This window comes from Thiomicrorhabdus sp. (genome assembly GCF_963662555.1).
Classification (GTDB): Bacteria; Pseudomonadota; Gammaproteobacteria; order Thiomicrospirales; family Thiomicrospiraceae; genus Thiomicrorhabdus.
This window is the reverse complement of sequence record NZ_OY759719.1, coordinates 2,572,584-2,596,442: the sequence shown is the minus strand read 5'-3', so window position 1 is coordinate 2,596,442 and position 23,859 is coordinate 2,572,584. Positions and strand designations below refer to the sequence as shown.

The 23,859-nt window shown below is 38.6% G+C and carries 18 protein-coding genes; all 18 read left to right on the top strand.

Annotation, left to right across the window (positions count from 1 at the left end):
* Positions 1–48 precede the first annotated feature (48 nt).
* The 18 genes from ACORJQ_RS11745 (at position 49) to ACORJQ_RS11660 (ending at position 23,847) form a co-directional block, all read left to right on the top strand.
* Complete coding sequence (locus tag ACORJQ_RS11745; protein WP_321324754.1) at positions 49–1,767, top strand: glycoside hydrolase family 57 protein; 1,719 nt, start codon at positions 49–51, stop codon at positions 1,765–1,767.
* Between the two features lie 95 nt (positions 1,768–1,862).
* The gene (gene malQ / locus ACORJQ_RS11740; protein WP_321324751.1) at positions 1,863–3,263 is read left to right on the top strand and encodes a 4-alpha-glucanotransferase; all 1,401 of its coding nucleotides are present in this window, start codon (positions 1,863–1,865) and stop codon (positions 3,261–3,263) included.
* A 114-nt stretch (positions 3,264–3,377) separates the two neighbouring features.
* Complete coding sequence (gene glgB / locus ACORJQ_RS11735; RefSeq protein ID WP_321324750.1) at positions 3,378–5,594, top strand: 1,4-alpha-glucan branching protein GlgB; 2,217 nt, start codon at positions 3,378–3,380, stop codon at positions 5,592–5,594.
* Positions 5,595–5,673: 79 nt separating this feature from the next.
* Positions 5,674–7,191 carry a glycogen synthase GlgA gene (gene glgA / locus ACORJQ_RS11730; RefSeq protein ID WP_321324748.1) on the top strand — a complete coding sequence of 506 codons (1,518 nt, stop codon included), beginning with the start codon at positions 5,674–5,676 and terminating at the stop codon, positions 7,189–7,191.
* A complete protein-coding gene (locus ACORJQ_RS11725) occupies positions 7,192–9,684 on the top strand; it encodes a glycogen/starch/alpha-glucan phosphorylase (RefSeq protein ID WP_321324747.1) in 2,493 nt (830 codons plus the stop codon). It abuts the gene before it with no gap.
* 194 nt (positions 9,685–9,878) lie between these two features.
* A complete protein-coding gene (locus ACORJQ_RS11720) occupies positions 9,879–10,400 on the top strand; it encodes a type II secretion system protein (RefSeq protein ID WP_321324745.1) in 522 nt (173 codons plus the stop codon).
* Positions 10,401–10,602: 202 nt separating this feature from the next.
* Positions 10,603–12,456 carry a glutamine--fructose-6-phosphate transaminase (isomerizing) gene (gene glmS / locus ACORJQ_RS11715; protein WP_321324743.1) on the top strand — a complete coding sequence of 618 codons (1,854 nt, stop codon included), beginning with the start codon at positions 10,603–10,605 and terminating at the stop codon, positions 12,454–12,456.
* Between the two features lie 2 nt (positions 12,457–12,458).
* The gene (gene gmd, locus ACORJQ_RS11710; RefSeq protein WP_321324741.1) at positions 12,459–13,577 is read left to right on the top strand and encodes a GDP-mannose 4,6-dehydratase; all 1,119 of its coding nucleotides are present in this window, start codon (positions 12,459–12,461) and stop codon (positions 13,575–13,577) included.
* 3 nt (positions 13,578–13,580) lie between these two features.
* Positions 13,581–14,564 carry a GDP-L-fucose synthase gene (gene fcl, locus ACORJQ_RS11705; protein ID WP_321324739.1) on the top strand — a complete coding sequence of 328 codons (984 nt, stop codon included), beginning with the start codon at positions 13,581–13,583 and terminating at the stop codon, positions 14,562–14,564.
* Between the two features lie 56 nt (positions 14,565–14,620).
* On the top strand, positions 14,621–15,529 hold the full coding sequence (cysD, locus tag ACORJQ_RS11700; protein ID WP_321324738.1) for a sulfate adenylyltransferase subunit CysD: 909 nt from the start codon (positions 14,621–14,623) through the stop codon (positions 15,527–15,529).
* Positions 15,530–15,541: 12 nt separating this feature from the next.
* Entirely contained in the window at positions 15,542–16,987 is a 1,446-nt protein-coding gene (cysN, locus tag ACORJQ_RS11695) for a sulfate adenylyltransferase subunit CysN (protein WP_321324737.1), read from the top strand.
* Between the two features lie 8 nt (positions 16,988–16,995).
* A complete protein-coding gene (locus ACORJQ_RS11690; protein ID WP_321324735.1) occupies positions 16,996–18,720 on the top strand; it encodes an SLC13 family permease in 1,725 nt (574 codons plus the stop codon).
* 16 nt (positions 18,721–18,736) lie between these two features.
* Positions 18,737–19,330, top strand: coding sequence for an adenylyl-sulfate kinase (cysC, locus tag ACORJQ_RS11685; RefSeq protein ID WP_321324734.1), 594 nt, complete (start codon positions 18,737–18,739; stop codon positions 19,328–19,330).
* Between the two features lie 15 nt (positions 19,331–19,345).
* Positions 19,346–20,119 carry a 3'(2'),5'-bisphosphate nucleotidase CysQ gene (cysQ, locus tag ACORJQ_RS11680; RefSeq protein WP_321324732.1) on the top strand — a complete coding sequence of 258 codons (774 nt, stop codon included), beginning with the start codon at positions 19,346–19,348 and terminating at the stop codon, positions 20,117–20,119.
* The gene (gene rfbB / locus ACORJQ_RS11675) at positions 20,116–21,213 is read left to right on the top strand and encodes a dTDP-glucose 4,6-dehydratase (RefSeq protein WP_321324730.1); all 1,098 of its coding nucleotides are present in this window, start codon (positions 20,116–20,118) and stop codon (positions 21,211–21,213) included. The genes cysQ and rfbB overlap by 4 nt, the downstream gene beginning before the upstream one ends.
* Positions 21,213–22,085, top strand: a complete 873-nt coding sequence (gene rfbA / locus ACORJQ_RS11670) for a glucose-1-phosphate thymidylyltransferase RfbA (RefSeq protein WP_321324728.1) — start codon at positions 21,213–21,215, stop codon at positions 22,083–22,085. The genes rfbB and rfbA overlap by 1 nt, the downstream gene beginning before the upstream one ends.
* Complete coding sequence (locus ACORJQ_RS11665) at positions 22,085–23,158, top strand: DegT/DnrJ/EryC1/StrS family aminotransferase (RefSeq protein ID WP_321324726.1); 1,074 nt, start codon at positions 22,085–22,087, stop codon at positions 23,156–23,158. The genes rfbA and ACORJQ_RS11665 overlap by 1 nt, the downstream gene beginning before the upstream one ends.
* On the top strand, positions 23,155–23,847 hold the full coding sequence (locus tag ACORJQ_RS11660) for a WbqC family protein (protein WP_321324725.1): 693 nt from the start codon (positions 23,155–23,157) through the stop codon (positions 23,845–23,847). The genes ACORJQ_RS11665 and ACORJQ_RS11660 overlap by 4 nt, the downstream gene beginning before the upstream one ends.
* The last annotated feature ends 12 nt before the right edge of the window (positions 23,848–23,859 follow it).

Here is a 23,859-nt window from a genome sequence, read left to right as displayed (position 1 = left end):
ACCAATAATAAAAAATAAAAATTTAAAGACTAAGTTAAGAAGCAGGTTATGGAAAAGAAAAAGTTAAAAGTGGTTTTGTGTTGGCATATGCACCAACCTCATTACCGAGACGGTTTAGATGGTCTTTATAGATTGCCGTGGGTGTATTTACACGCGATTAAAGATTATGCCGATATGGTGTGGCATCTAGAAAAATGTCCAGCTGCCAAAGTCGTTGTTAACTTTGCTCCAGTTTTACTAGAACAGCTTGATGATTATGCAACCCAAATGCGTGAGTGGCTTAAAAACGACACACCAATGCAAGATCCTCTACTTAATTTAGTTGCAGGACAGACTGAAATTCCAGCAACGATTGAAGGGCGTGAGCAAGTAGTAAGTGATTGTTTACGTGCTCATGGGCCAACCATGATTGATGTGTTACCTGAGTTTAAGAAACTGGTAGATTTCGCTTGCTATAACCCCAAATTAGAGGCAGGCCAAAATCAGCAATTAGGCTATTTAAATAAACAGTTTTTTACTGATATTTTAGTGTGGTACCACTTGGCTTGGATGGGGGAAAGTTTACGCGAAAATGATTCCCGCCTGGAGTCCATGATGTCTAAGAAAAGCCAGTTTTCAAAAGCAGATCAACGCATCTTAATTGAAATTATGGCTGATGCTTTAGAAAGTATTATTCCTCGTTATCGAGCATTGATGGAAAAGGGTCAAATTGAAATATCTATGACACCTTATGGTCATCCTATTGTTCCACTTCTCATTGATTTTACTTCTATGAGAGACGCTATGCCAGATGCCCCTTCACCTATTTATGAAGAGTATCCTGATGGTTATCAGCGTTCAAAATGGCATATGGAGCATGGTTTTGAGGTCTATGAACAGCATTTTGGTACTAAGCCAAAAGGTATTTGGTTGTCAGAAGGCGCAATCAGTAGTGCTGCGGTAGGTATGCTCGATGAATATGATATTAAGTGGACTGCATCCGGAGAAGGCGTTTGGCGACATTCATGTGAAGCATCTTGCGTGAATCAGCATGACTTGCATAGCAAAAGAGCTTTATATCAGCCGTTACAACATGCATCACAAAACTGTGCTATGTTCTTTAGAGACGACGGTTTATCAGATATGGTCGGTTTTCAATATAAAGATTGGAACCCAATAGATGCTGCCAATGATTTTGCTCAGCACATGGATAACATTGCTAATTTTTTAAGTAGTGAAGTTGAAGAGCATGTTGTCTCTGTTATTTTAGATGGTGAAAATGCTTGGGAATATTATCCCGAAAACGCAAACCATTTTTTAAGTGCTTTATATGACAAACTATCTAGTCACCCACATATTGAAATGACAACCTTTTCAGAGTCATTAGAGAAAGGAGCTAAAGTTCGTCATTTACCTGTGCTTAAAGCCGGTAGTTGGGTGTATGGTTCTTTTTCTACCTGGATTGGTGACGAAGATAAGAATAAAGGTTGGGATTTACTGGTTGAAGCAAAACAGTGTTTTGACGAGGTGCTGGCAACAGGTGAATTAACTGCAGAAGAGTGCAAACAAGCAACAGAGCAATTAGCAATTTGTGAAGGCTCAGACTGGTTTTGGTGGTTTGGTGGATATAACCCATCAGACAGCGTGCAAGACTTTGATAAGCTTTACCGAAGACACTTAACTCGTTTATATGACCTATTAAAACAAACACCACCTGTGAGTTTAGATGTTCCAATCTCTTATGGCGGTGGCGAGATGGAAAACTCAGGAACTATGCGTCGTAATTGATGTTGAGTTGACCATGAAACTAATTAAACCGGCTGTAGAGTTGAGTTCTTTGTTTCGTGGTGAAGCTTTTAAATATATAGAGAAGAGATAACTGTGTGAATAAAAGACAAGCAGGTGTGTTACTTCATCCAACTTCATTACCAAATGAAAATGGTTTGCCAGGCCAATTAAATGACCAGGCCTGGTTGTTTTTAGACTGGATGCAAACTGCTGGATTGTCTATATGGCAAATGCTTCCACTCACTCAGCCACATGATGATCTTTCGCCTTATCAGTCTGTTTCGGCGTTTGCATTAAATCCAGCATTACTTCCTGAAAATTGGTCTGCTAATTTTGATGAAGTTGGTTTTGCTGATTATTTAAGCCAACCACCACACTGGCTTGAAGACTACGCACTATTTATGGCGATTAGAGAGAGTCAACAACACGCTTCTTGGGTCTCTTGGCCGCATAGTTTAAAGTACAGAGAAACAGAGGCTTTAACCGAATTTGCAAAGACATATCATGTACAGTTAACTGAACTCAAAAAACAACAATTTGTCCTTAAAATGTTGTGGAAAAAATTGAAACAAGATGCCAATCAAAGAGGGATAAAACTATTCGGTGATATGCCGATTTTTGTGGCTTTTGACAGTGCTGACGTGTGGGCAAATCCAGAGCAATTTAAGTTAGATGAGCACTTGAACCCAACTGTTGTAACGGGGGTACCACCAGACTATTTTTCAGAAACCGGTCAGCGTTGGGGAAACCCGCATTACAACTGGCCAGTTATGCAAACAGACGGTTTTAGTTGGTGGCGTAAACGGGTTGCAGATGCATTAGAGCAGTTTGATTTAGTAAGAATCGACCATTTTAGAGGTTTAGAAGCTTCCTGGGAAATTGACTCTAAAGAAGAAACGGCGATTAATGGTAATTGGGTAAAAACCCCTGGTGATGAATTGTTAAATGCATTGAAAACGGATTTTCCTGATTTACCTTTAGTTGCAGAAGATTTAGGGATTATTACAGATGAAGTGGTCGCTCTAAAAGAAAAGTATGACTTGCCAGGTATGTCCGTTTTACAGTTTGGCTTTAATGGCTTGCCAGATAACCCGCATTCTTTAAACGAACAGGTAGAACATTCCATTGCTTATACAGGTACTCATGATAACGATACCTCTTTAGGTTGGTTTCAAAGTGAAAACCCTGGTACTCAAGATTGGGTTTTACAACAATTAATGCCATTGGTTGAGCATAAACTGGCTGAAACTTCACTGGATGAAGAGTATGCTAATCCTATGCCTTGGCCGTTGATTATTGCCGCATTTGATTCTGTTGCTCAACGAGTGATTGTGCCAATGCAAGATTTTTTAAAGTTGAATGGTGAACACCGTATGAATGTACCTGGTGTTTGTGAAGGTAATTGGCAGTGGCAATTTGATTGGACACAAGTGCCGCAGGACTTGGCACAAAACATTCATATATTATTAGAAGCCTCTGGCCGTTTAAATAAATAACGTAAAAAAATCAGATAATTACATAAACTAGAATAGAGGCAAATTGCCTGTTTTTTATTTAGAATTCTGCAGAATTTTTGAGTAGAAATAATACATAAAGTTGGTAAAACGTAGATGCAAATAAGTTGGCAAACACTTGGTAAATTGTTACAAACAAATATTCGGGTACTGGCTGAAGGTCGACACCATGATCCTTTTCACTTTTTAGGTTGCCATCCTGTTGACCCGGCTGAAAAAGATATCCATAAAGAAAATGGTTGGACATTAACCGCTTGGTTACCTACCGCAGAAAAGGCAAGTATTGAAGGGATTGAACTACATCGTGTTGAAGGCTCTGATATGTTTATGGCCTTTATTACCGATAAGCAAAAAGAGGCCTTGCCAAAACATTTCTCGGTTAAGTGGATTGAAGACGATAACTCAGAGCATACAGCGGTTTCGCCGTACACTTTTTTACCTCAATTAGGCGAGTTAGATTTACATCTGTTTTCAGAAGGCCAGCATTGGCGTTTATATGATGTTTTAGGAGCTCACCCTAAAAAAGTCGATGGTATTGCTGGTGTGCAATTTGCCGTTTGGGCTCCAGCCGCTGAGCGTGTTTCTGTGGTTGGTGACTTTAATGGTTGGCATGGTCTTCGTCACCCAATGCGTGTAAACGGTGGGTCTGGTGTTTGGGAGTTGTTTATCCCTGGTTTGCAGGCTGGTGATATTTATAAGTTTGAAATACGTAATCGCCAATCAGGTCAAAGCTTTACCAAGACTGATCCTTACGCCGTTTCTATGGAATATAGACCAAAAACAGGTTGTATTGTTTATGACTCTGAATATACATGGAAAGACCAGGCCTGGAGAAAAAACTTATCTGAATTTGATTGGCAAAAATCACCAATAAACATCTATGAGGTGCATTTAGGTTCCTGGCAGAGAGGTGATGATGGTGGTTTTTTAAACTACCGAGAGATAGCTCATCGTTTGGTTGAATATGTGAAGTGGATGGGTTACACCCATATAGAGTTACTGCCAATTTCAGAGCACCCATTAGATGAATCTTGGGGTTACCAAACTACCGGGTATTTTTCGCCAACCAGTCGTTTTGGAACACCAGATGATTTTCGTTATTTTGTAGATCATTGTCATCAAAATGAAATAGGCGTATTTTTAGATTGGGTACCCGCTCACTTTCCTAAAGATGAATTTGCAATTGGTCGTTTTGACGGTAGTGCTCTTTACGAACATGAAGATCCTCGAAAAGGAGAGCATCAAGACTGGGGAACGTACATCTTTAATTTTGGCCGCAATGAAGTGCGTAACTTTTTAATCAGTAATGCTCTTTATTGGCTTAAAGAATTACATATTGATGGCTTGCGTGTAGATGCGGTTGCTTCAATGCTGTATTTAGATTATTCACGCGAAAATGGCGAGTGGGTACCCAATGAATATGGTGGGCGCGAAAATATAGAAGCCATAGATTTTTTACGTGCTTTAAATGAACAAGTACACGCTCAATGCCCTGGTGCTGTGGTGATGGCAGAAGAATCCACTTCTTGGCCAATGGTTTCTAGACCAACTTGGATGGGTGGGTTAGGTTTTTCAATGAAATGGAATATGGGGTGGATGAATGACACTCTAGACTATTTTGAAAAAGCTCCAATTTTTAGGCCTTATCACCACAATCAACTGACGTTTAGTCAAATGTATGCATACACTGAAAACTTTGTTTTACCACTGTCTCATGACGAAGTGGTGCATTTAAAAGGTTCTTTAATCGCCAAAATGCCAGGTGATAACTGGCAAAAAGCGGCTAATTTACGTTTATTGTTGGCTTATCAAGCATTGCACCCAGGTAAAAAACTATTGTTTATGGGGTGTGAATTTGCTCAATGGGGTGAATGGAGTGAGTCTCGCTCTTTAGACTGGTATTTATGTGATCAGCCGTTAAATAGAGGCATACAGTTATTGGCTAAATCAGTGAATGAGTTGTATAAATCACACCCAGCACTTTATGAACGAGATTTTGAATCTAGTGGCTTTGAATGGGTTGATTGCCATGATTATCAACAATCTATTTTGAGTTTTATACGTCATTCAGATAACCAAAAAGTCATCTGTGTCTTTAATTTTACTCCTGTGCCTAGAGAGCATTACAGAATTGGATTACCACAAGCGGGTAATTACATTGAAGTTTTAAACTCAGACTCTGAAATCTTTGGCGGAGCAAATATTGGTAATGCAGGGCTAGTGGTGAGTGAAGAACAACCTTGGATGAATCAGCCATATTCAGCTGAACTAACCTTGCCACCGTTAAGTGTTTTGGTTTTAAGGCTTGAGTAAGTTAAGCAAAGCTAAATCAGAATAAAAAATAGTTACGTTTATACTTCAATATATAAAATTTTAAGAATTAGGAAACTGCATGAAAATTCTTTTTGCCTCATCTGAAGCCCATCCTTTTGTTAAAACAGGTGGTTTAGCAGATGTTTCGGGTAGCTTGCCCAATGCATTAGTGGCGTTAAAGCATAAAGCTCGTTTGGTGTTACCAGCATACCAATCAGTATTAAAAAAAATCCCACCAAAATCCCTTAAAAAGGTGGCGAAGTTAAGTGTTCAAGGTTGTGGAAAGGTTTTAAATGTACAAATTTTGCAACTGAAAGTAGGTGCAATTAAAGGTGTTGATTTTCCTGTTTGGCTAGTGGATATTCCAGAACTTTTTGATAGGCCTGGTAATCCATATTTAGCTGCAGATGGAACCGACTGGTGGGATAACGGAGAACGTTTTGCAGTATTTTCAGCGGTGGTAACTGAAATTGCTATGGATCGTTTAGGGTTAAAATGGAAGCCAGATGTTGTTAACGCAAATGATTGGCAAACAGGTTTAGTTCCAGCACTGTTAAGTTTAGAAAAAGAAGCCCCAAAAACTGTTTTTACAGTTCACAATATGGCATATCCAGGTAACTTCCCTAAATCTTTATTTGATAGTTTACGTTTACCTTGGTCGCTTTGGGATGTTGAAGGCGTTGAGTTTTATGGCCATTTTTCAATGCTCAAGGCGGGCTTAATTAAAGCGGATTGGGTCTCTACGGTAAGCCCAACTTATGCAAAGGAAATCTGTTATCCAGAGTTTGCTTATGGGCTTGAAGGCGTATTGCAAAAACGTTATGAAGAAGGGCGTTTGGTTGGTATTATTAATGGTATTGATGATCATGTTTGGAACCCGGAAACAGATAACTTAATTGTGCAAAATTATTCGGTTAAAAAAGGCCGAATAGCAGGAAAACTAGCCAATAAAGAAGCCTTGCTGAGCGAGTTATGTTTGTTAAGAGGTGAGAAAGAGAAAAAGTCAACGGCTCGTTTAGCCAACTGTTTAGATAAACCCTTAATTGGATTTGTAGGTCGAATGGTTAGCCAAAAAGGCATGGATTTAGTCTTAGATGTCATGCCCGAAATTATTCAGCAAACCAATGCAAACTTTGTGATAGTAGGGACGGGTGAAAAGAGTTATGAAGCCCAAGTTAAACTATTAGCACAAAAGTTCCCTAGCCGTATTTGGGCATTTATAGGGTATTCAGAATCATTAGCACACAGGGTTGAAGCGGGAGCAGATATGTTTTTAATGCCGTCTCGTTTTGAGCCTTGTGGTTTAAATCAAATGTATAGCTTAGCGTATGGCACGCCTCCGATTGTCCACCATACGGGTGGACTGGCTGACACCGTTGTTAATGCCACGGATGAAAATATCAAAGCAGGAACGGCAACCGGGTTTGTGTTTTATGACCCAAGTCGTCACGCTCTTAAATCAACCATCTTGCATGCTTTGCACCTTTTTGGCAAGAAACGTACCTGGCAAAAAATTCAAAAAACAGGTATGGAACAGTCATTAGATTGGAAACATAGTGCAAAAAAATATGTAGAAATGTATTCGGAGAAAAAGTAAATGCCTACGCAGACAGAAGCAAAAAGAATGGACGTCATAATTGATATGTTGCAGCATATTGGTATGGAAAAAGAAGATATTGAAAGTGATTTTTTACGCTACCTATGTCACACATTAGGAAGAAATATCACTTCTGATGATTATTACCTTTATAAGGCATTGTCTTATACCATGCGAGATAGATTAATGACGCATTGGAAAAAGACGTGGGAAGCTTACAATGATAAAAAATTAAAGAAAGCCTATTACCTTTCTATGGAGTTTTTGATTGGTCGCTCTTTAACAAATAACTTGCTAAATTTGGGTGTGGAGTCTGAAACCCAACAAGCGATGTATGACCTAGGCATAGATTTAGAAGAGCTTGAAGAAGCAGAACGCGATGCAGGTTTAGGTAATGGTGGTTTAGGACGATTAGCGGCTTGTTTTATGGATAGTTGTGCCACCTTACAGTTACCTGTTATGGGATATGGTCTACGTTATGAATATGGAATGTTTCGCCAATTAATTCAAAACGGTTATCAAATTGAAGAGCCAGACCATTGGTTAGGTGTTGGCCCATATCCGTGGGAGATTGAGCGAGCCGAATATACCAGAGTGATTAAGTTTGGGGGTGAAACGCGTGAGTATATTGATCCTCATAACGGTCAGCTTATTGTGCATTGGGAGCATGCCGAAGTGGTTGAAGCGGTGCCGTTTGATGTGCCTATTCCAGGGTTTAAAAATAATACGGTAAATACACTTAGACTTTGGTCTGCACAGGCTCAAGAAGGATTTAATTTATCAGAGTTTAATGCTGGTTCATATCATGAAGCTGTGGCAGAAAAAGCTGAAGCAGAAAATATAACTATGGTGTTATATCCAAATGACAGCAGTGAAAATGGTAAAGAGTTACGCTTGAAACAACAATACTTTTTGGTTTCAGCCAGTCTGCAAGATGTTGTTGAGCAATGGAAGCTAAAGTACAGTAATTTTACCGACTTTGCCAAATATAATGCTTTTCAGCTTAACGATACTCACCCAAGTTTAGCTGTGGCTGAATTGATGCGTCTTTTGGTTGATAAAGAGGGCATAGAGTGGGACGAAGCTTGGACAATAACAACTCAAACGATGGCTTATACGAACCATACATTGTTACCTGAAGCTTTAGAAAAATGGTCTGTTGGCTTGTTTGAAAAGCTATTGCCACGCCCATTAGAAATTATTTATGAAATCAATCACCGTTTCCTAAGTCAAGTTTCTATGAAATGGCCAGCAGATGTTGATAGACAGCGTCGTATGTCGATTATTGATGAGCATAATAATGTTTGTATGGCTTATTTAGCGATAGTAGGTAGCCATTCTGTAAATGGAGTTGCGGCTCTGCATTCAGAGTTATTAAAAGAAGGTTTGTTTAATGATTTTTATCAGTTGTGGCCTGAAAAATTTAATAACAAAACCAATGGTGTTACTCAGCGTCGCTGGCTAGCAGGTTGTAATCCAGAGTTAAGAGCCTTGTTAAAAGAAAAGATTGGTGAGAATTGGATTACCGAACTTACTGAACTTGAAAAAATTGAACCTTTGGCAACAGATGCAAAATTTCAGCAGGCCTGGTATCAAGTTAAGCAAAATAATAAACAACGTTTAGCCGAGATGGTTGCCAAAGAAACAGGGGTTAAATTGGATATTGAATCAATGTTTGATGTCCAAGTGAAACGTATTCATGAATACAAGCGACAATTATTAAATGTATTGCATGTAATTCACCTGTACGCACGCATTAAAAGTGGTGATACCCACAACTGGACAAACCGTAGTGTGATTTTTGGTGGTAAAGCTGCGCCAGGTTACGCAATGGCAAAAAATATTATTAAGCTAATTAACAATGTTGCACAAATCGTTAATGCCGATCCAGATGTGGGCAATAAATTAAAAGTGGTGTTCTTCCCTAATTATCGAGTGTCTGCAATGGAAGTAATTTGTCCCGGTACAGATTTATCTGAACAGATTTCTACCGCGGGTAAAGAAGCTTCTGGCACGGGGAATATGAAGTTTATGATGAATGGGGCTTTAACTATTGGTACTTTAGATGGTGCTAATGTAGAGATTCGGGATGCGGTAGGTGATGAGAACTTTTTCTTGTTTGGCCTACAAACTCCAGAAGTCGAAGAGTTACGCCACCATTATCAGCCGCAAAATTACATCAATGAAAGTCATGCGTTGCAGTCAGTAATGTCTCTATTAGAGTCTGGTCATTTTAATCAATTTGAACCAGGCATCTTTAACGATATGATCAATTCAATCAAAAGCCCAAGTGATCCTTGGATGACATTAGCAGATTTCCAAAGCTATATTGAAATTCAAGAGCAAGCGGCACAGGCCTATCAAAATCGTAGTAACTGGACAAGAATGAGTATTGTTAACTCAGCTCGTAGTGGTATTTTTTCAACAGATAGAACCATGAAAGAATATAACGACGATATTTGGAAACTGGAGCCCATTACCATTAAATCTTAAACTCAGTTTTTAAAATTTTTTTGCACCTTAATTTTGCTAAGGACTCATTAAAATGCCGTCAATTTAAGTTAATCACTTACTTTGGTGGCATTTTTTTATTAGTTATTTTTTATAAAAATCACTAATTTTGAATAAAATATCTTATTGTGTTAGATTAAATGCGTATCCATGCTGACTTAAATCAAGGGGAAAGTATGTTACGAATGCAATCTGGATTCACTTTAGTAGAGTTAAGTATTGTACTTGCCATTATTGGGTTGTTATTCGGCGCAGTCTTAAAAGCACAGGCAATAATTGAAAACGCTGAGATACATGATGATATTAAAAAGCTCAAAGAATTTGAGATAATCACTCTTCTATATAAAGATAAGTTGTCTAAAATTCCTGGTGAAGATGCTAATAAGCCTGGAAGACTCAAAACGGTTCTATCTTCAGATGCTTCTCCAACAGAAGGTTTTTTCTACGATATTTATCAAGCAGGCTTTACCAAAAATGTAAATCCAATGCCATCAATAGGGACCGCCTTTAAAGCTACTTGGGGAGGCAGTAGTGGTGCAAACTATGGATTGATTGCAGGTGAAAATCAGTTGTGTATTACTGATATTGATGTGAATTTAGCCAAGGCAATAGAATCGCAATTAGATGAAGGCTCAAGATCAAGCGGAGATATTGAATACACATTAAATGGTTCACAACTTTGTATGAAGTTAGAATGATAAAGCAAGTTTTTATCTAAAAAAGCACACATTTTTTGAAAAAAGTTTTGTTTAAGTTTTCATAAATTTTCCTAAATATTCACAAAGTATCTATGTGTTGTTTACGTAATTCCCATCATTATTTCTAATTAGTTTTCTATAAACAATAACCAGGTAATGTTATAATTCGCGTCTTAATTATTGATGAATTAGTAGATGTTTTATGTGCGGAATTGTTTGTGGTGTAGCAGAAAGAAATATTGTTCCCATTCTTTTAGAAGGACTTAAACGTCTTGAATACCGTGGTTATGACTCTTCTGGTATTGCTCTTTTAGATTCTCATGGACATATTCAACGAGTCCGCTCACTTGGTAAGATTGTTAATCTTGAGAAAAATATCAAATCTCAAACGAATGAGTTTAGCGGCAGTATTGGAATAGCACATACCCGTTGGGCAACACATGGTGTTCCTGCCGAAAATAACGCCCATCCTCATATTTGTAATAATCAAGTCGCTGTTGTTCATAACGGAATTATTGAGAACTACCAAAGTTTAAAAGCCTCTCAAATTGAAGAAGGCTATCGTTTTACCTCTGAGACTGATACTGAAGTTGTTGCTCACTCTATTCACGGTCAACTTCAATCAGCAAGCTCACTATTTGATGCTGTTCAAAAAGCAGTTGCCCATTTTGATGGAGCTTATGCATTAGGAGTGGTGTCACCAGAGTTTCCAGAAACGCTGATTGCCGCAAGAAAGGGCAGCCCATTAGTCATTGGAGTCGGGATTGGTGAGCACTTTATTGCCTCTGATGTCTCAGCTCTATTGCCAGTTACCCAAAATTTTATCTTTTTAGAAGAGGGTGATATTGCAGAAATCACTCGTGAAAGTGTCAAAATTTACGATGTAAATGGGGATTTGGTAGAGCGACCAATTAAACAATCACAATTATCTGCTAATTCAGTAGAGCTTGGCGAACATCGCCACTATATGCATAAAGAGATTTTTGAGCAACCACAAGCGGTAATGGATACTCTTGAAGGGCGAATTACAAAAGAGGCTGTATTAACTTCTGCTTTTGGTCATAATGCCAAAGCAATTTTTAAAACGATTAAACAAATTCAAATTATTGCGTGTGGAACCTCTTATCACTCTGGTTTAGTCGCAAAGTATTGGTTTGAAGATATTATTGGCTTGCCGTGTCAGGTAGAGGTCGCTAGTGAGTATCGCTACCGAAATCCAGTAGTTCAAGACAATACCTTGTTTGTCACAATCAGCCAGTCAGGTGAAACAGCCGATACCCTTGCAGCACTGCAACAAATTAAACAACTTAAAAAGACAAGCAACGTCCCAACATTGACCATCTGTAATGTTCCAGAATCGAGTTTAACCAGAGAGAGTGATTTAACTTTTTTAACTCATGCGGGTCCAGAGATTGGTGTTGCATCGACCAAAGCCTTTACCACTCAATTAGTAGCGTTATCTTTATTGCTAACTTCTGTTGGTAAAACGTTGGGATTAATGGATAAAGAACAAGAGCAAAAAATTGTCCACGGTTTAATCAAATTACCAGGCCTGGTAACTAGTGCTTTAGAGCATGAAGATCAAATCAAAGAGATTGCTAATACGTTTGCAGATAAAAACAATGCATTGTTTTTAGGGCGTGGAACAATGTATCCAATTGCGATGGAAGGAGCCTTAAAGCTAAAAGAAATTAGCTATATTCACGCCGAAGCTTACCCGGCAGGTGAACTAAAGCATGGCCCGCTAGCTCTTATTGATGAGCTTATTCCCGTTGTCGCGATTGCACCAAAAGATGATCTATTAGAAAAGTTAAAATCCAATCTACAAGAAGTTAAAGCCCGCGGTGGTCAAATGATTGTCTTTGAAGATGAAGAATCCGATATCAGTTCAGACAAAGACTTTAAAGTAGTAAAAACCACCACAAACGTAGGCCGAATCACCGCCCCGATTACCTTTAATATACCGCTACAATTATTGAGTTATCATGTAGCTTTGATTAAAGGTACAGATGTGGACCAACCAAGAAATTTAGCAAAATCAGTTACAGTAGAATAAATATGAAAAAGAAAGCATTAATCACAGGTGTAACCGGCCAAGACGGCTCTTACTTAGCCGAATTTTTATTAGAAAAAGGCTATGAAGTTCACGGCATTAAAAGACGTGCTTCTTTGTTTAACACTCAACGTGTTGACCATATCTACCAAGATCCCCACGTCGACAATAAAAACTTTATTCTGCATTACGGTGATTTAACCGACTCCTCCAACCTAACGCGTATTTTGCAAGAAGTGCAACCTGATGAAGTTTATAACTTAGGTGCTCAATCTCACGTAGCCGTATCGTTTGAATCACCAGAATATACCGCTGATGTCGATGGTATGGGAACTTTACGTTTATTAGAAGCAATTCGTCTTTTAGGGCTAGAAAAGAAAACAAAATTCTACCAGGCCTCTACCTCCGAATTGTATGGTGAAGTACAAGAAATCCCTCAAAAAGAAACCACCCCTTTTTACCCACGTTCACCTTATGCGGTTGCAAAAATGTACGCATATTGGATTGTTGTAAACTACCGTGAATCTTATGGTATGTATGCCTGTAACGGTATTTTGTTTAACCATGAATCACCTCGTCGTGGTGAAACCTTTGTAACCCGTAAAATCACCCGTGGTTTAGCCAATATCGCCCAAGGTTTAGAACAATGCTTATATATGGGTAATATTGATGCCTTACGTGACTGGGGGCATGCAAAAGACTACGTGCGTATGCAGTGGATGATGTTGCAACAAGATAAAGCTGATGATTTTGTGATTGCAACGGGTGTGCAATATTCGGTTCGTCAGTTTATCTCTTGGTCTGCAGAAGAGTTAGGCATTACCTTAGAATTTACCGGTGAAGGTATTGATGAAATTGGAACCATTACTGCGATTAAAGGCGATAAAGCCCCAGCCCTAAAAGTGGGTGATGTAATTGTTAAAATTGACCCAAGATATTTCCGCCCTGCAGAAGTTGAAACCTTATTAGGTGACCCATCTAAAGCCAAAGCCAAACTGGGTTGGACACCAGAAATTACCGTACAAGAAATGTGTGCTGAAATGGTCGCCGCAGATTTAAAAGTAGCACAACGCCATGCGTTACTTAAAGAACACGGGCATGATGTCCCGGTGTCTGTGGAGTAAGCAATGAGTTCACCTGCTCAATCAAATAGCAAACGTATTTATGTTGCAGGCCATAGAGGAATGGTAGGCTCTGCTATTGTCCGTCAATTACAGCAAGATGCTAATAATACGATTATTACCGCTACCCGTTTTGAATTGGATTTAACCAATCAACAAGCGGTAAACCGTTTTTTTGCCGAAAACAACATTGACCAAGTTTATTTAGCCGCCGCTAAAGTGGGCGGTATTCATGCTAACAACGAATACCCTGCAGAATTCATTTATGAAAATCTGATGATGGAAGCCAATATTATTAATGCGGCACACTTAAATAATGTTCAGCAACTGCTGTTTTTAGGGTCGTCTTGTATTTACCCAAAGCTAGCCCCACAGCCAATGAAAGAAGATGCGTTATTAACGGGTGAGTTGGAATGTACTAATGAACCTTATGCCATTGCTAAGATTGCGGGGATAAAATTGTGTGAAAGTTATAACCGCCAATATAGTCGTGATTATCGCTCCGTGATGCCTACCAACCTGTATGGTGAGAATGATAACTTTCATCCAGAGAATTCGCACGTAATCCCTGCATTATTAAGACGTTTTCATGAAGCGAAGCTGAATAATGATCCTGTTGTCATGGCTTGGGGTTCAGGTAAACCAATGCGCGAATTTTTACATGTCGATGATATGGCTCAAGCCTCTATCTTTGTGATGAACTTAGATAATGTAACCTATCAACAAAAAACCTCACCCATGCTGTCTCACATTAACGTAGGAACAGGTGTGGATTGCACCATTAAAGAGTTAACGGAAACGGTGGCTAAAGTAGTAGGCTATCAAGGCAAAATTGAATGGGATACCAGTAAACCCGATGGTGCACCAAGAAAGCTTATGGATGTCTCTAGATTAGAGCGTTTAGGCTGGAAAGCAAACACCAGTTTAGAAGCAGGTTTAACTGCGACTTATGAATGGTTTTTAGCTCATCAAGATGACTACAGAAAATAATTTTTGTCTTTAGATGAATTATTTGAGTGGATAAAATATTAAAAGGTTTTTAATGAATGAATAATAACAGATTAACCCATCTTAGAAAACTTGAAGCAGAATCCATTCATATTATGCGAGAAGTGATTGCAGAGTTTGAAAATCCTGCAATGCTTTATAGTGTAGGAAAGGATTCATCGGTTATGCTACATTTGGCTCAAAAAGCCTTTTATCCTGCGCCACCTCCTTTTCCTTTAGTGCATGTTGATACTACATGGAAGTTCAAAGAGATGATTGAGTTCCGTGACCAACGGGCTAAAGATGTTGGCATGGAATTAATTGTGCATATCAATCCTAAAGGGGAAGACTTAGATATATCTCCATTTACCCACGGATCTGCTATGCATACCGACATCATGAAGACTGAAGGGCTTCGTCAGATGTTGGATATTTATAAGTATGATGCAGTATTTGGTGGAGCACGTCGTGATGAAGAGAAATCACGTGCAAAAGAACGTATCTACTCTTTTCGTGATAAGAATCATCGTTGGGATCCAAAGAATCAACGTCCAGAATTGTGGGAAATCTATAATGGCCGCCATCAAAAAGGCGAATCAATCCGAGTCTTTCCTCTATCAAACTGGACAGAGCTTGATATTTGGCAGTATATCTATTTAGAAAGAGTCCCAATTCCAGACTTATACTTTTCTAAAGAACGTCCAGTGGTTGAGTATGGTGGTACAAAGATTATGGTCGATGATGACCGTATGCCAGAAGAACTTCGTAAAACTGCTAAAATGGAAAAAGTGCGTTTTAGAACTCTAGGTTGTTACCCATTAACAGGGGCTGTGCCTTCTGAAGCCGCAACGCTTCCAGAAATCATTCAAGAAATGCTTCTTACCAAAGTCTCAGAAAGACAAGGTCGCCTAATTGATCATGATGAAGCAGGCTCAATGGAAAAGAAAAAAATTGAAGGGTACTTCTAAAGGATTACGGTTATGGCAGTAGAGAAAACAGATTTATTAGAAACCGATATCGAAGCGTATCTTAAGCAACATGAGAATAAAGAATTATTGCGCTTTATCACTTGCGGAAGTGTGGATGATGGTAAAAGTACTTTGATAGGTCGTTTACTGCATGACAGCAAAATGATCTTTGAAGATCAATTAGCGGCAATCAATAAGGATTCTAAAAAACATGGTACGACAGGTGAAGACGTTGATTTGGCATTATTAGTTGACGGTCTTCAATCTGAGCGTGAACAAGGTATTACCATTGACGTCGCCTACCGCTTCTTTGCAACCGATAAACGCAAGTTCATCATTGCCGATACTCCAGGTCATGAACAATACACTCGCAATATGGCAACAGGTGCTTCTACTGCTGATTTAGCTATTATTTTGATTGATGCACGCTATGGTGTTCAGACTCAAACTCGTCGACACAGCTATATCACTAGCTTACTAGGCATTAAAAATATAGTGGTGGCAGTTAATAAAATGGACTTGGTCGATTTTAGTGAACAGCGTTTTAATGAAATTAGAGCAGAATACTCTGAGTTTGCCAAAGAGCTTGGTATTGAAAATCCAATCTTCAGTCCTGTATCAGCCTTAACGGGTGATAACGTTGTAAACCCAAGTGAAAATATGCCTTGGTTTAAAGAAGCACCCCTAATGCAATTGCTCGATACGATCGAAATCGGAGATTCAATTGACCATGAACACTTCCGTTTTCCTGTTCAGTATGTTAACCGACCTCACTTAGACTTTCGTGGATTCTGCGGCACCATTGCCGCGGGGAGTATTGCTGTAGGTGATGGGATTACGGTTTTACCTTCAATGAAAACATCAACTATTAAACAAGTTATACAGCCAGCAGTTTCAAAGGACACAATGGAAGTAGAAACAGCATTTGCACCCATGGCAATAACGTTAACTCTAAATGATGAGGTTGATATCAGTCGTGGTGACATGATTGTTAAGAGTTCTGATATACCTGAGGTTGCGGATAATTTAGAGGTCATGTTGGTATGGATGGATGAAGTTGCCATGCGTCCTGGAACAGATTACCTTATTAAACGTGCAACCAATGTCACCACGGGGCGTTTTAGTGAAATTGACTTTAAAGTCGATGTGAACACCTTGGAAAGAGGAGCTGCTGAAACTTTAGAGCTTAATGAAATTGCTCAGTGTCAATTGTGTTTGAATCAAATAATTTCTTTTGATCCGTACTCGGCAATTAAAGGCACGGGCTCTTTTATCGTGATTGATAAATACACCAATGCCACTTTAGCAGCGGGTATGATTGTTAAGAAATCACAAGATGTCACATTAAATGCAGCAAGTCGTGAATACACGCCTTTTGAAAAAGACTTAAACTCATTGATTCGACAGCACTTTCCTGAATGGGAATGTAAGTCGATTAACGATGTATTAAATGCTTGATTAATATTGTGACGACTTGGTTAGTATTTGGATCACTCATCGCCTTGCTCGCATTATTGGCAAGAGGGAAAACACAAGCTTTTAAATTGTTTGGTGGATTAGTATTTATCTACTACCTAACGGGTTTAATTAGTTTGGAAAGCTTACTTGGTAACTTTGTAAATCCAGCTTTAATCACGCTTATAGCCTTGTTGCTGGTGAGTTTTGTCTTAGAGAGAACAAGTTGGATTAACGTAATCTCAAAGTTACTTTTTGTTAAAAGCGAAAAACACTCCTATTTACGAATGGGAGCCTTAGTTGGATTAAGTTCCGCTTTTTTAAACAATACGGCTGTTGTCGCTACGCTACTATCATCGGTTAAAAATAACTCATATCATACTGCGTCAAAGTTATTAATCCCCCTATCCTATATTGCGATATTGGGTGGAACATTAACGTTAGTCGGTACATCAACAAATCTAATCATTAATGGTTTTGTTGTTCAAGCAGGTCTGCCAGAGTTAGGATTGTTTGATTTCCTTTATGTTGGGTTACCTTTGCTACTAATTGGTATCCTTGTTATTGCCTTTGTAAGTAGTCGATTTTTACCAGAGATAGAGGTGAAGCAAGCTATTGCCGAACAGTACTTTATTGAATCAAAAATAGTGCTTGATTCAAAAATGATTGGTAAGACAATACAGCAGGCGGGTTTAAGGGAATTGGGTAGCCTGTTTTTAGTGCAAATTTATCGAAACGGAAACTTAATTAGCCCAGTGGGTCCCGAGCAAGTAATTGAAGTCCAAGATCGACTATTGTTTACGGGGGATATAAAAGAAGCTCCTGAGTTATTACAGCAAGCAGGGCTTGCTTTAGCAGGAGGCAGTAGCAATATACAGCAACCTAACTTAGTTGAAGTGATATTAGCACACACCTCAAGCCTGATTGGTAGCACCATCAAAGAAGCCGGATTTAGAAATAAATTTGATGCAGCTGTGGTGGCGATTAAACGGGGTGGCGACCAGTTAAATAAAAGATTGGCTGATATTGAGTTACAACCAGGCGATACCTTAGTGCTGGCAACTGGGAGTGATTTTTATAAACGTGAAAACCTAAAACAAAACTTTTATTTTTATTCACAAATAAAATCCTTTGCCTCACTAAGTAACCTACAAAGCTTATTGGTTGGTGGCGGTTTCATTACAGTATTAAGTTTGGCTGCATTGAGTATAATTCCCTTGTTAAAAGGGTTAATGATACTGCTGGCGGGTTTATTTGCTTTTAAACTCATTACTTTTGCAGAGGTTAAAAGACGTTTTCCCTACGAACTCATGATTGTAATTGGTTCTGCCTTAGGTATTGCCAGTGTGATGATGAGTACAGGCGTATCTGAAATGATTGCGGGTTGGGTCATGAGCCTATTCTCTGCTTGGGGTGTGATGGGGAGTTTAATAGGCGTGTTTTTACTGACATTGTTATTAACCGAAATCATTACCAATAATGCCTCTGCAGCAATTGGCTTTCCAATCGCTTTAGCAACCGCAGAAATTTTAAGTGTAAGTCCATGGCCATTTATTATGGTCGTGGCTTATGCGGCCAGTGCAAGTTTTATGACACCTTATGGTTATCAAACAAATCTAATGGTATATGGACCTGGAAATTACAAGTTTAAACACTATATACAAGCAGGTTTGCCTTTGACCATTTTGTATTCTTTAATAGTGTTGGCTCTAGTTCCCATGTTTTTTCCGTTTTAAGTAAGATTGAATAAAAATGAATGAAAATATAGTGTGGCATGACCATCACATTACTCAAAAAGAAAGAGCCCAGCTTAAAAAGCAAACTCCTTGTATTCTCTGGTTTACAGGATTAAGTGGTAGCGGAAAATCTACGGTAGCTAATGCCGTTGAAAACCTTCTGTTTAAAATGAACAAGCATACCTATCTTCTAGATGGCGATAATGTTCGTCATGGCTTAAATAAAGGGCTGGGGTTTTCAGAAGAAGATCGTGTTGAGAATATTCGTCGTGTCGGTGAAGTAGCTAAACTCTTTTGTGATTCTGGTTTAATTGTTCTAACCGCTTTTATCTCCCCTTTTGAAGTGGACAGGAATATGGTGAGGAAAATATCCAGGCCTGGTGAGTTTATTGAGGTGTTTATTGATACGCCTTTAAGTACGTGTGAACAACGAGACCCTAAAGGTTTATATAAAAAAGCACGTGCAGGTGAGATTAAAGACTTTACTGGAATTGACTCGCCTTACGAAGTGCCGAGTAAGCCTGAAGTTCACATAAAGAATGATGGCATTACCATTGAGGCCGCCGCCCAAAATGTCATCAACTACTTACAACAACATAATTATATTTAAAGAAAAATGTTCATAATGCTCAATAAAATTAACATACAAGATATTGTCACTCTAGCGAAGATAGCGGGCGAAGCCATTATAGCTGTCTACGAAAAAGATTTTGACGTCGAATTCAAAGCTGATGAGTCTCCTTTGACTGAAGCCGATAAAGCAGCTCACTATATTATTGAAGCAGGCCTGCTAAAACTTGATCAGCAAAACGGTACTCAAATTCCAATTCTTTCTGAAGAAGGTAAGGACATTCCCTACCAAGTGAGAAAAAACTGGGAATACTTTTGGTTGGTTGATCCTGTTGATGGTACGAAGGAATTTGTTAAGAAGAATGGTGAGTTTACTGTCAATATTGCACTTATACACAAAGATACGCCTGTGTTAGGCGTTGTCTATGCACCTGCGTTAAATACTACCTATTGGGCAAAACAAGGTGAAGGTGCGTTTAAGGATGGTCAAAGACTGCCTTTAAAAACAGAACAAGAGCGTAAGTCGTATAAAATCGTAGCTAGTCGCTCGCATATGTCAGACGAAACCAAAGCCTTTATTGATGCGATTGAAACCAATAAAGAGAAGGAGCTAGTCTCAATAGGGAGTTCACTTAAAATCTGTTTAGTGGCCGAAGGTGAAGCGGATATTTATCCACGACTGGGGCCAACCATGGAATGGGACACGGGTGCGGCGCATGCCATTGTAAAAGAGGCAGGAATGCACTTGCAACAGTATGAGTATGGAGGGTATTCATCTCATATTTATAATAAAGAAAAACTTCTCAATAGTTGGTTTGTTGTCAAATGAATAATAATCAAGCCAAGACTATTATTGTAACTGGTGGAGCAGGTTTTATTGGTTCTGCTGTTGTCAGGGAGCTGATTAACAGCACTAATCATAACGTCGTCAATGTAGATAAGTTAACTTACGCTGGTAACCTAGAGTCTCTCACGACAATCGATCAAAATCCCCGTTACAAGTTTGAAAAATTTGATATTTGTGATATCCAAGGGATTAAGCAAATTTTTGAAAAGTATCAACCAGACATTGTTATGCACCTAGCAGCAGAATCTCATGTGGACCGTTCTATTGATGGACCTGGTGAGTTTATTCAAACCAATATCGTAGGAACTTATACTTTGCTGGAACAGGCAAGAGCTTACTGGAATCAGCTTGATGGTGATAAAAAAGCCAATTTTCGCTTTCATCATGTCTCTACGGATGAAGTGTATGGTGATTTACCTCATCCCGATGAAGTATTAGACTCAGAGCAAGGTATATTACCTATGTTTACTGAGGAAACTGCTTATGAACCAAGTTCTCCTTATTCAGCGAGTAAGGCCGGAAGTGATCATTTAGTAAGAGCATGGCAAAGGACTTTTGGCCTACCAACATTAGTTACCAACTGCTCAAATAACTATGGTCCCTATCACTTTCCAGAAAAGTTAATTCCGTTGGTAATACTAAATGCACTAGAGGACAAGCCACTTCCAGTCTATGGTCAAGGTAATCAAATACGTGATTGGCTGTATGTTGAAGACCACGCAAGAGCATTGATTAAAGTAGCAACTAACGGTCAAGTTGGAGAAACTTATAATATTGGCGGTCATAATGAAAAACAAAATATCGACGTTGTAAAAACAATTTGTAAAATCCTCGACAAAGTAAAGCCGAAAGAAACCAAGTATGAAGATCAAATTACATATGTAGCTGATCGTCCTGGTCATGATATGCGTTATGCGATTGACGCGAGTAAAATTCAAAAAGAACTAGGTTGGACACCGCAAGAAACTTTTGAATCAGGTATTAAAAAGACTGTTGAATGGTATCTGGATAACCAGGCCTGGTGTAAGCATGTGCAAGATGGAAGTTATCAAAGAGAAAGATTAGGGAATAAATAATGAAAGGGATTATTTTAGCTGGCGGTTCTGGAACACGTTTATACCCAATCACCAAAGGGGTATCTAAACAGTTATTGCCTGTTTATGACAAGCCGATGATTTATTATCCGTTGTCTGTTTTAATGCTTGCAGGTATTCAAGATATATTGATTATCACCACGCCAGAAGATCAAGAGGGTTTTGTTCGGATGCTTGGTGATGGTTCTGAGTTTGGGGTTAATCTATCTTATGCTGTTCAGCCAACACCAGATGGTTTAGCTCAAGCATTTATTATTGGCGAAGAGTTTATCGGTAAGGATAGTGTCTGTTTAGTTTTAGGCGACAATATCTTTTGGGGTCATGGATTTACGCCGATTTTAAAACGTGCGGCATCAAGAAAGGAAGGAGCTAGTGTCTTCGGTTACCAAGTAAAAGATCCAGAACGATTCGGAGTTGTTACTTTTGACGAGAGTAAAAAAGCGATAAGTATTGAAGAGAAACCAGAGAAACCACAATCAAACTTCGCTGTAACTGGACTTTACTTTTATGACAACCAGGTTATAGAAATGGCTAAACAAGTTCAACCATCCAAAAGGGGTGAGTTAGAAATTACTACAATTAACCAAATGTATATGGAACGCGGTAGCCTCAATGTCGAATTGCTTGGTAGAGGTTTTGCCTGGCTTGACACGGGTACTCATGAAAGTTTATTAGAAGCGGCTATGTTCGTAGAAACTATTGAAAAACGTCAAGGTTATAAAATTGCCTGTTTGGAAGAGATTGCTTGGCGGAATGGTTGGCTTAGTGATGAACAAGTATTAGAGACAGCAAAAGCACTCTCCAAAAACAGTTATGGTGAGTATTTAGTAGGTTTATTAAAGGATAGTATCTAGTGATTCCTGTCACCAAGCCTTATTTACCGAATAAAGAAAAATATAAAGCTTATATAGATGAGGTGTTTGAGAGTGGTTGGTTGACCAATAACGGACCATTGCTACAAAAACTAGAACAACGGTTAGCTGAGTATTTGGGTGTAAAAAATCTAATTCTGGTTGCCAATGGTTCTTTTGCTTTGCAATTGGCGTATAAAGCATTGGATTTAAAGGGTGAGGTCATTACTACCCCCTTTAGCTTTGTGGCAACGACCAGTACTTTGGCGTGGGAAGGATTAAAACCAGTATTCGCTGATATTAATCAAGAGAGCTTTAATCTTGATCCTGCAAATATTGAAGCATTAATCAATGATAATACCTGCGCGATAGTGCCGGTGCATGTGTTTGGTAATCCCTGTGAGGTTGAAGTTATCCAATCCATTGCGGATAAGCACAACCTAAAAGTAATTTACGATGCTGCCCATGCGTTTGGCACAGAATATAAAGGCCAAAGTGTTTTAAATTATGGTGATATTAGTACCGTAAGTTTCCACGCAACCAAACTCTTCCATACCATTGAAGGTGGCGCGGTTATTACTAATGATGATGAGATGGCAAAAAAAATCCGCTTACTGATTAACTTCGGTATCACCAGCCCAACTACAATAGATTTTGTTGGAACCAATGCCAAGATGAACGAGTTTGAAGCGGCAATGGGCTTGTCTGTTTTGGATGAAATAGATGTCATCAAACAACAACGTAGAAATGTATGGCAAAACTATTCTGAAAAACTACCAGGCCTGGTAGCTTTTCAGAAGTGGAGTAAAAACAGTAATAATAATTATGCTTATGCACCTGTTTTGTTTGAATCAGAAGACCAGTTACTAGAAGCTGAAGCGGCGCTTAAAGAACATGAAATTATTTCACGGCGCTATTTTTACCCAAGTTTAGATGCTTTGGAGTATCTGGGAGCGGATCAGGTTTGTAATGTATCAAGAGATATAGCTAGCCGAATCCTTTGTCTACCGATGTATCCAGGTTTAGCCCAGTCAGCGACTGTAAAAGTAACCAATATAATTAAAGGTGCTTTATGAAAGTAGCTATTATGCAACCATATCTATTCCCATATATAGGTTATTGGCAATTAATAAATGCAGTTGAACAATTTGTGATTTTTGATGATGTAAATTTCATTAAAAAAGGATTTATTAATAGAAATAACATTTTAGTTGATGCTGAGCCCAAACGATTTACGTTGCAATTAGTAAAAGCAAGTCAAAATAAATTAATTAATGAAACTGAAGTTGGTGAAAACGCCAGCGAAATCTTAAAATTAATAGAAATAAATTATCAGAACGCGCCTTACTATCAAGATGTTTTCCCTATTTTAAAAGATATTCTTATGCAGAATGAAAAAAACTTAGCAAGGTTCATAGGTTATTCTTTATTTAAATTATCTGAATATATGGGAATTTATACTCATTTTATTTATTCGAGTCAGATTGAGAAAAACAACACTCTTAAATCACAAGATAAGATTATTGAGATATGTAAAAAAATGCAGGCAACAGAGTATGTTAATGCAATAGGGGGAAGGTCTCTTTACGAAAGTGGAGCTTTCCGACAGAATGGATTAGAGCTTTATTTTTTAGAGTCGCTTAAAATAGAATACAAACAGTTTCAAAATGAATTTGTACCAAATTTGTCTATTATTGATATCTTGATGTTTAATGATAAATCAAACATTAAACATGCTCTAAATAACTATTCGTTAACTAATTAAATGACCTTTTTG

Bases quoted from the DNA above. Each gene is read 5' to 3' on its own strand.
- cysN (WP_321324737.1), top strand. From the start codon at position 15,542: ATGGCAGTAGAGAAAACAGATTTATTAGAAACCGATATCGAAGCGTAT.
- ACORJQ_RS11745 (WP_321324754.1), top strand. From the start codon at position 49: ATGGAAAAGAAAAAGTTAAAAGTGGTTTTGTGTTGGCATATGCACCAA.
- rfbB (WP_321324730.1), top strand. From the start codon at position 20,116: ATGAATAATAATCAAGCCAAGACTATTATTGTAACTGGTGGAGCAGGT.
- cysD (WP_321324738.1), top strand. From the start codon at position 14,621: ATGAATAATAACAGATTAACCCATCTTAGAAAACTTGAAGCAGAATCC.
- cysC (WP_321324734.1), top strand. From the start codon at position 18,737: ATGAATGAAAATATAGTGTGGCATGACCATCACATTACTCAAAAAGAA.
- ACORJQ_RS11660 (WP_321324725.1), top strand. From the start codon at position 23,155: ATGAAAGTAGCTATTATGCAACCATATCTATTCCCATATATAGGTTAT.
- glmS (WP_321324743.1), top strand. From the start codon at position 10,603: ATGTGCGGAATTGTTTGTGGTGTAGCAGAAAGAAATATTGTTCCCATT.
- ACORJQ_RS11720 (WP_321324745.1), top strand. From the start codon at position 9,879: ATGTTACGAATGCAATCTGGATTCACTTTAGTAGAGTTAAGTATTGTA.
- glgA (WP_321324748.1), top strand. From the start codon at position 5,674: ATGAAAATTCTTTTTGCCTCATCTGAAGCCCATCCTTTTGTTAAAACA.
- ACORJQ_RS11725 (WP_321324747.1), top strand. From the start codon at position 7,192: ATGCCTACGCAGACAGAAGCAAAAAGAATGGACGTCATAATTGATATG.
- cysQ (WP_321324732.1), top strand. From the start codon at position 19,346: ATGCTCAATAAAATTAACATACAAGATATTGTCACTCTAGCGAAGATA.
- gmd (WP_321324741.1), top strand. From the start codon at position 12,459: ATGAAAAAGAAAGCATTAATCACAGGTGTAACCGGCCAAGACGGCTCT.
- fcl (WP_321324739.1), top strand. From the start codon at position 13,581: ATGAGTTCACCTGCTCAATCAAATAGCAAACGTATTTATGTTGCAGGC.
- rfbA (WP_321324728.1), top strand. From the start codon at position 21,213: ATGAAAGGGATTATTTTAGCTGGCGGTTCTGGAACACGTTTATACCCA.
- glgB (WP_321324750.1), top strand. From the start codon at position 3,378: ATGCAAATAAGTTGGCAAACACTTGGTAAATTGTTACAAACAAATATT.